The 7215-nt window shown below is 71.1% G+C and carries 6 protein-coding genes and 1 pseudogene; 2 read left to right on the top strand and 5 right to left on the bottom strand.

All coding sequences use genetic code 11. The annotated features are described in order from the left end of the window. From PLP61_RS13095 to PLP61_RS13085, 3 genes are all read right to left on the bottom strand, one after another. Positions 1 to 2269, bottom strand: a 2269-nt coding sequence (locus tag PLP61_RS13095; protein ID WP_324503178.1) for a (Fe-S)-binding protein, incomplete at its 3' end; no start/stop codon positions are given. 156 nt (positions 2270 to 2425) lie between these two features. After that, positions 2426 to 3184, bottom strand: a complete 759-nt coding sequence (locus PLP61_RS13090) for an IclR family transcriptional regulator (RefSeq protein ID WP_324503177.1) — start codon at positions 3182 to 3184, stop codon at positions 2426 to 2428. Positions 3185 to 3193: 9 nt separating this feature from the next. Further along, the gene (locus PLP61_RS13085; RefSeq protein ID WP_324503176.1) at positions 3194 to 4816 is read right to left on the bottom strand and encodes a sulfatase-like hydrolase/transferase; all 1623 of its coding nucleotides are present in this window, start codon (positions 4814 to 4816) and stop codon (positions 3194 to 3196) included. On the opposite strand from PLP61_RS13085, the gene PLP61_RS13080 reads away from it, so the two are divergent. Continuing rightward, positions 4815 to 5015, top strand: coding sequence for a hypothetical protein (locus PLP61_RS13080; protein WP_324503175.1), 201 nt, complete (start codon positions 4815 to 4817; stop codon positions 5013 to 5015). The two genes, PLP61_RS13085 and PLP61_RS13080, sit on opposite strands and share 2 nt — an antisense overlap. A 188-nt stretch (positions 5016 to 5203) precedes the next feature. Next, the gene (locus tag PLP61_RS13075) at positions 5204 to 5836 is read left to right on the top strand and encodes a hypothetical protein (RefSeq protein ID WP_324503173.1); all 633 of its coding nucleotides are present in this window, start codon (positions 5204 to 5206) and stop codon (positions 5834 to 5836) included. 13 nt (positions 5837 to 5849) lie between these two features. Here the strand turns inward: PLP61_RS13075 and ppk2 are convergent, their stop codons facing one another. Continuing rightward, positions 5850 to 6725: a polyphosphate kinase 2 gene (gene ppk2 / locus PLP61_RS13070; RefSeq protein ID WP_324503172.1), complete on the bottom strand. Its 876-nt coding sequence runs from the start codon at positions 6723 to 6725 to the stop codon at positions 5850 to 5852. A gap of 70 nt (positions 6726 to 6795) precedes the next feature. Continuing rightward, positions 6796 to 7215 (bottom strand): annotated as a pseudogene (locus tag PLP61_RS13065) (hypothetical protein); the annotation flags it as partial.

The raw sequence follows: 7215 nt of genomic DNA, 5'->3' as shown, positions 1-7215 counted from the left end.
CGGCTGTCGGCGCAGGCGGCTCCGCGGCCGGTGCCGGGGTCGGCGCAGCAGCGGGAGCAGAGACCGGCGCAGCAGCCGGTGCTGCCGCCGGGGCGGCCGCCTTGCCCTTCGTGGCGGGCTCACCCTTGACCGAGGCCAGCAGCAGCTGGGCCACGTCGAGGACCTCGACCTCCTCCCGGGCCCGGCCCTCGGCCTGTGCCGAGGTGAGCCCGTCGGAGAGCATCACCCGGCAGAACGGGCAGCCCACGGCGATCTGGTCGGCACCGGTGCCGACGGCCTCCGCGGTGCGGTTGTCGTTGATCCGGGTGCCGATGGTCTCCTCCATCCACATCCGGGCACCGCCGGCGCCGCAGCAGAAGGACCGCTCGGCGTGCCGCTCCATCTCGACGTACTCGGCGCCGGGGAGCACCTGCAGCAGCTCGCGCGGCGGGGAGTAGACCTGGTTGTGGCGGCCGAGGTAGCACGGGTCGTGGTAGGTGATCGAGCGCCGACCCGCTCCCGGCCCGTCCGGCACCGGGGTGAGCCGGCCCTCCCTGACCAGCCGGTTGAGCAGCTGGGTGTGGTGGACCACCTCGAGCTCGAGCCCGAGCTGACGGTACTCGTTCTTCAGCGTGTTGAGGCAGTGCGCGCAGGTGGTCACGACCTTCTTGACCCGGTGCTCGCGGAACGTCTCGATGTTCTGCTGGGCCAGGCCCTGGTAGACGAACTCGTTGCCCGCGCGACGGGCCGAGTCGCCGGTGCAGGTCTCGCCGTTGCCGAGCACGCCGAAGCTGACCTCGGCGAGGTGGAGCAGCTCGGCGACCGCCTGGGTGGTCTTCTTCGCGCGGTCCTCGTACGCGCCGGCGCAGCCGACCCAGAACAGCCAGTCGACGGAGTCGATCGACTCGAGGTCCTCGCCGAGGACGGGTACGTCGAAGTCGAGGCCCTTGGCCCAGTCCATCCGGGCCGTGGCCGACATGTTCCACGGGTTGCCCTTGTTCTCCATGCCCTTGAACAGCCCGTTGAGCTCGGAGGGGAAGCTCGACTCCACCAGCACCTGGTAGCGCCGCATGTCGATGATGTGGTCGACGTGCTCGATGTCGACCGGGCACTGCTGCACGCAGGCGCCGCAGGTGACGCAGGACCACAGCACGTCGGTGTCGATCACCGCGCCGCCGCTGGGCTGCCAGGGGTCTCCCTCGGTGGCCCCGACGAGCTCGCGCTGGGCCTCCGCGCGTACCGCCTCCGGCAGGCCGTCGCGCTTGGACTCGTCGGCGAGGAGGTAGGGGCCCTTGTGGTTGGCGTGGTCGCGCAGACCCATGATGAGCAGCTTGGGCGACAGCGGCTTCTCGGTGTTCCAGGCCGGGCACTGCGACTGGCAGCGGCCGCACTCGGTGCAGGAGACGAAGTCGAGGACGCCCTTCCAGGTGAAGTCCTCGATCGCACCGACCCCCAGCGGGGTCTCCTCGTCCAGCTCATCGATGTCGTCCAGGGTCACCGGCTTCCCGCCCGAGGTGAGCGGCTTGGCGGCGCCCAGCGCGATCGGCTGGCGCTTGAAGAGCACGTTGATCGGCGCGGTCATGATGTGCAGGTGCTTGGAGTGCACGACCTCGATGAGGAACACCAGCATGACGCCGATGTGGAGCAGCAGGCCGACGCCCTCGATGATCTCCAGCGTGCTGTCGCTGAGTCCGTCCAGCAGCGAGCCCACCGCGTTCGACACGAACGCGCCGGGGTTGTCGAAGTTGCCGAGCGCCTCTGCGGCGCCGCGGAAGAGGAACAGCGTCCAGATGACGTTGAAGATCATGAACAGCACGAAGTACGCGCCGAACTCGTGGGAGCCCTTGAACCGTGACTGCCGGCCGAGCTTGGAGGGGGCGTTGGACAGCCGGATGTAGGCGAACACGCACAGGCTCACCAGCGCCATCAGCGCGATGAAGTCCTGGAGGAAGCCCAGGACCGGCCAGTGCCCGATCACCGGGATGGCGAAGTCGTCCGGACCGAACATGACGCCGTAGGCCTCGACGTACACCGTCCCCAGGATCACGAACGCCCAGAAGATGAAGAAGTGGGCGAGGCCGGGCGCGGTCCACTTGAGCAGCCGTCGCTGGCCGAGGACCTCCACCACCTCGGTCTTGGCCGCCCGTCCGGCCCGCTCCTTGACCGCAGCCCCACGCTCCGGGGCGGGTTGTCCGTTGCGGATCAGGCGGAACAGGAACCACAGTCGCCTGGCCACGATGGGCAGGGCGATCAGGTTCATGAGCAGACCCAGGACCAGCACCCAGTTCACGTCTTACTCCTCACCTCGTGGTCGGCCACGGCAGCGCGGACACGGCCGGGCACGCACCTGGCAGCCTATTGGCCACCCGGACCCGGGTCAGCCCGCGGGATCCGTGAGATAGATCCTACCGACGGGTAACTTCCGGGTGGGCCGCGGCCCACCCGGTCAGGAGGGCGGGTGCCCGCCGATCCGGCGGGTCAGCGAGGCAGCGGTACGGCGTACCTGGCCGGCCATGGTGCCCGCGTCCTGCTCCCCGGAGGTGTAGGTGACCGCCACCCCCGCGACCGGGTGGCCGTTGTGGTCCAGGACGGGCGCGGCCACGCTGGCCAGGCCCGGGGTGATCTCTCCGTCCTCGGTGGCGTAGCCGCGCTGCCGGGTCTCGGTGAGCAGGGTGCGCAGCGCGGGCAGGGAGGTGGGCCCACGCCCGTGGCGGTCCACGAAGGCCGCCCGGTCGGGGTAGAGCGCACGTACCTGGGCCGACGGCAACGCCGCCAGGATCGCCCGTCCACTGGCGGCCAGGTGCGCCGGGAGACGCACTCCCACGTCGGTCACCAGCGGCGGTCGGCCCGGGGCACGCTCCTCGACGACGTAGAGGACGTCGCGCCCGTGCAGGACCGCGAGATGGGCGCTCTGCCTGGTGTGGTCGACCAGGTCGGCCAGCGCCCGGCGGGCGATGCGCTGCAGCGGCTCCTGGCGCGAGTACCCGCTGCCGACCTCGAAGGCGGCCACCCCGAGCCCGAACCGGTGCAGCTCGGGCAGGTGCACCACGAAGCCCTCGTCGATCATCGCGTGGAGCAGGTGGTACGCCGTCGAGCGGGGCAGCCCGCAGGCGCGCGCGATCCGGTCCAGCGGCACCGGGTCGGGCTGGCTGGCCAGGAACCGGAGCACCCGCAGCGCGCGGGTCGCTGCGGGCACCTGGCTCATGGCGGCAGCCTAAGGCGCCACGCCGCCTCCCGAGCCACGCTCGTCCCGTCGTGGCTGCACGCTGGTCGGTCCGGATACCGACCCGGGGATCAGACCCCAGTACCCGTGCACCTCGTTCACCTGTGTCCAGAACGACCTGCTCAGCTGACGAAGCCGGGTGGGGTCTGCCTGCAGCCGCGACGGAAGGACGACCTGGCAGCGCTCTCCCGCGCAGCTGCGGAGCTGCTCCCACAGGTGCCGGAACAGGCGTCTGACGGGGCGGTAGGCCGGGTCATCGTGCCGCGACCTCATCTGGTTCGCATCGACCTCGAGGTCGTAGAGCTCGCTCGAGCCCCCGATGTACCGCACGTAGGAGTACTGAGCGGTGCGCAGCCCGATGTAGGTACGACCTCGGGTGAAGCCGCGGTGCTCGGTGTCCGGGCCGTGCGGTCCCTGGCGGGACTCGGTGACCACTGCCGTGGTCCAGCCGCGGTCACCCTCGAGCATCGTGGGGAGCCGGCTGGACCCGTCGAGAGGGTGGTGGCGCCGCATGCGGTGGGTGGCGTTCGCAAGGTCGAGGATGGTCGCCGTGACGTCGACCGTGGTGATGGGGTCGTACCGGTCCTCGCCCCGCCGCAGACCCGGCCCGGTGACCAGCAAGGGGACTCGCAGGGACGGTTCGTGCGCGAGGATCTTCCCGGGCATGTGGCGGTGCTCTCCGAGGAGGTAGCCGTTGTCGCTGGTGAACACCAGGACCGTGTTCGACCACTCCCGCGTGCGCTTCAAGGCACGGACGGTCCGTCCCACCTCCTGGTCGAGCACGTAGAGCGACTCGGCCCGCTGCCGGGTGAGCTTCAGGAGAGCGTGCCGAAGTCGGCGCCCCGGCTCGCGAAGCCTCTGCAGGAAGCCCGGCTTGTCGCTCATGTCCCGCTCCACCGGCCCTCCACGGCGTGGCAGCCCCGGCGCCCGCGTGACCAGGTCGTCGAACCGGCCGCGCACCCACGGCGGGCGCGCCGGCGTCGCGAACACGTTGCGCAGCGCGGGCGGCACGTCCCGGATCGGATCGCCTGCCTCTCGCGGCCCGCCGGCGTGGGGTGCCACGAACGCGGCGTAGACGAAGAAGGGCGCGGAGCCGGCGGCGTACTTCGCGATGAGCCGCCGGGAGATCCGGCCGATCCCGCGGGTCGAGTACTCCCCGGCGTGGTTGTCCTCGATCACCCCGTTGTGGTTGTAGGCGACCCGGAGGTAGTTGTAGGTGCAGCCGACCACCCCACTCCCCTTGAGGGGTTCCACCGCGGCGTACCAGTCGGTGTACCCGGCCGGCGCGTAGTGCAGACTCGGCCCGCCGGTGACCCTCGACCGCTGCTCCCCGTACCCGTTGAGGTACTTGCCCACCAGGGCGGTTCGGTATCCCGACCTCTTGAGGGCCGTGCTGATCGTGAAGCGGTCGTCGAACGCCCCGAACCCCCACGGTGGCTCGACGGACACCACCCGGTGGTTGTGGGGGTACTGGCCGGTCAGGAAGGACGCCCGGGACGGCGCGCAGAGCGGGTTGGGTGCGAATGAGTTGCGGAAGTGCAGCCCGTTGCGGATCAGGATCCGTCGCGTGGTCGGCATGAAGACCAGGTCGTCCTCCCGCATGTCATCGGCCATGAGCACCACGATGTTGGGGCGGGTGTCGACGGCCCTCGAGACCGCGACGCTCGGCGGCACGTCGGGGCGCGCGATGGTTCCGGTCGCTGACGGCAGCATCAGCAAGGAGAGCGCCGGGACGGTGACGGCCAGTGCGGCGCGGCAGCGACCGCGGGCCGGCCGGTCCGGTGCCGTCCCGGAGTCACCTCCCGGCTGGTGACCACGCCCGGAGTCAGGCGTACACACCCCAAGTGTGGCACTGCGAAGACGCAGGCGACAGCCCCCTGACGAGCGTCCGGGAGCGGTCGGCGGACTGGACCACACAGGGAGTTCACCGGATCCCCTGCGCGGACGCAGCGGCCTGCCTAGCGTGGGGAACGCTCACTCCTCCCGCTCCCAGGGGTCGCCATGCGCCTCACTCGCCTCCTTCTCGTCGGCGGCCTGACCGCCGCGCTCGCCCTCCCCGCCGGGTCCGCGTCGGCCACCCCCGACCGGGCCTGGGTGCGTGCCGACCGGACCGCCCTGTTCAGCCTCACGGCCGTCGCGCAGGGCGACCTGCCGGGCCACGAGGGCAACTGGCACACCGTGGTGCTCAGCGTCAGCGGGGACGACGGCATCGCCGGAGTCGTGACGGACTGGACCTGCGCGGAGGGGGTGGAGCCCAACTACCAGGACGCCGAGGACGCCTGGGTGTGCGCGGTCGAGTCCCGCGCCGTGCTGGACGACCTCGTCGACGCGCTCGGCGTCTCCGAGCTGGTCGTGCGGGTCAACCGGCCCACCCGCAACCTCCTCATCCACGGAGAGGTGCTGGCCACCGACGCCGAGGGGGTTGCGTCCGCGCAGCGGGTCCACCTCCTGGCCCACGCCTACGGCCCGCTGACCCGGACCGTCACCGACACCGGGCCGACCCGCGTCGTGGTCGAGGAACGCAGCCGCACCCGGGTGCGCGGCCGGGTGCTCGGGCTCAGGCTGCACCGCCTGGGCTTCGCGGTGGACACCTCCACGCTGGTGGCGGTCTCGACCTACGTGCGCAAGCCCTGAGGCCGCGGACCCTTCAGTAGACCTGCGGGACGAACGTCTGCTCGTGCATGGGTGGCCTGATGTAGTGCAGGTCGCGCATCGTCGGCAGCTCCACGACGTCGGGGGCGACGTCGTGGTAGTCGAACTGGCTGAGCAGGTGCGAGACGCAGTTGAGCCGCGCGGCCTTCTTGTCGTCGGAGGGGACGACGAACCAGGGTGCCTGCTTGATGTCGGTGTACTGGAAGGTGGTGTCCTTGGCCATGGAGTACTTCACGTAGAGCTCGTGCTCGGCCAGGTCCATGGCCGAGAGCTTCCACCGCTTGATCGGCTCGCGGTTGCGCGCCTCGAAGCGGCGGCGCTGCTCCTCGTAGGACACCGAGAACCAGTACTTGACCACGGTGATCCCGGAGCGGACGAGCATCCGCTCGAACTCCGGGCACGAGCGCAGGAACTCCTGGTGCTCGTCCTCGGTGCAGTAGCCCATCACCCACTCGACGTTCGAGCGGTTGTACCAGCTGCGGTCGAACAGCACCATCTCCCCGGCCGCCGGCAGGTGCTCGACGTACCGCTGGAAGTACCACTGGGTGCGCTGCCGCTCGGTGGGCGTCGGCAGAGCCGCGACCCGCACGATCCGAGGGCTCATCCGCTCGGTGATGCGGGCGATCGTGCCGCCCTTGCCGGCCGAGCCGCGTCCCTCGAAGATCACCAGCACCTTCAGCCCCTGCGACTGGACCCAGTACTGCAGCATCACCAGCTGCTCCTGCAGCCGGGCCATCTCCGACTCGTAGAAGACGCTCCGGAGGCGTCCGGTCCTGGTGTAGTGCTCCGGGTGCAGCCGGGCGTTCTGCTGCGCCGACGCGACGGTGCCGAAGTCGTCCGCGCCCTCGGGCGGCGTCACCTTCTTGGTCATGGGGAGTCCTTCCCTCGCTGCTGGGTACAGACTCCACCCCCTCCCCGGTGGCGGCAACACCGGGTCGCGACTACGCCGGGCGGCCGCCCGGGGCGTCCTCGGTCCGAGGGGAGTACGCCGGGGACTCGTGGTCCACGTCCGGGTCGACCCGGTCCGCCTCGCGGACCCTGTCCTCCAGGCGGGCCTCGTCCACGGTGAGCGCCTGCCGGGCCTCCTCGGCCCGCGCCTGCGCCCGATCGGCCTCCAACCGCGCCCGGTCGGCCTCCAGCTCGGCCTGGCGGGTGGCCAGGTCGGACTCCAGCACCTCGGTGCGGTGCGCCTCGGCGTCGGAGCGGATCCTCTCCGACCTGGCCCGGCTCGCCGCGACGCGTCGCGCCGAAGCGCGGCTGCGGGCCATCGCGACGGCGACCGCCGCTACTACCATCAGCACGACCCCTGCCACGCCCACCCAGACGACCTGCGACGTACGCATGCCCTGCTGCCCCGCCGT

The organism is Nocardioides sp. (genome assembly GCF_035429765.1).
Classification (GTDB): domain Bacteria; phylum Actinomycetota; class Actinomycetes; order Propionibacteriales; family Nocardioidaceae; genus Nocardioides.
Note: the sequence above shows the minus strand (reverse complement) of the source record. Positions and strands in the feature narration are given on the sequence as shown.

Excerpts from the sequence above, each read along its gene's own strand:
- ppk2 (WP_324503172.1), bottom strand. The coding sequence starts at position 6,725 with ATGACCAAGAAGGTGACGCCGCCCGAGGGCGCGGACGACTTCGGCACC.
- PLP61_RS13085 (WP_324503176.1), bottom strand. The coding sequence starts at position 4,816 with ATGGCCGATGACATGCGGGAGGACGACCTGGTCTTCATGCCGACCACG.
- PLP61_RS13075 (WP_324503173.1), top strand. The coding sequence starts at position 5,204 with ATGCGCCTCACTCGCCTCCTTCTCGTCGGCGGCCTGACCGCCGCGCTC.
- PLP61_RS13090 (WP_324503177.1), bottom strand. The coding sequence starts at position 3,184 with ATGAGCCAGGTGCCCGCAGCGACCCGCGCGCTGCGGGTGCTCCGGTTC.
- PLP61_RS13080 (WP_324503175.1), top strand. The coding sequence starts at position 4,815 with ATGAGCACCACGATGTTGGGGCGGGTGTCGACGGCCCTCGAGACCGCG.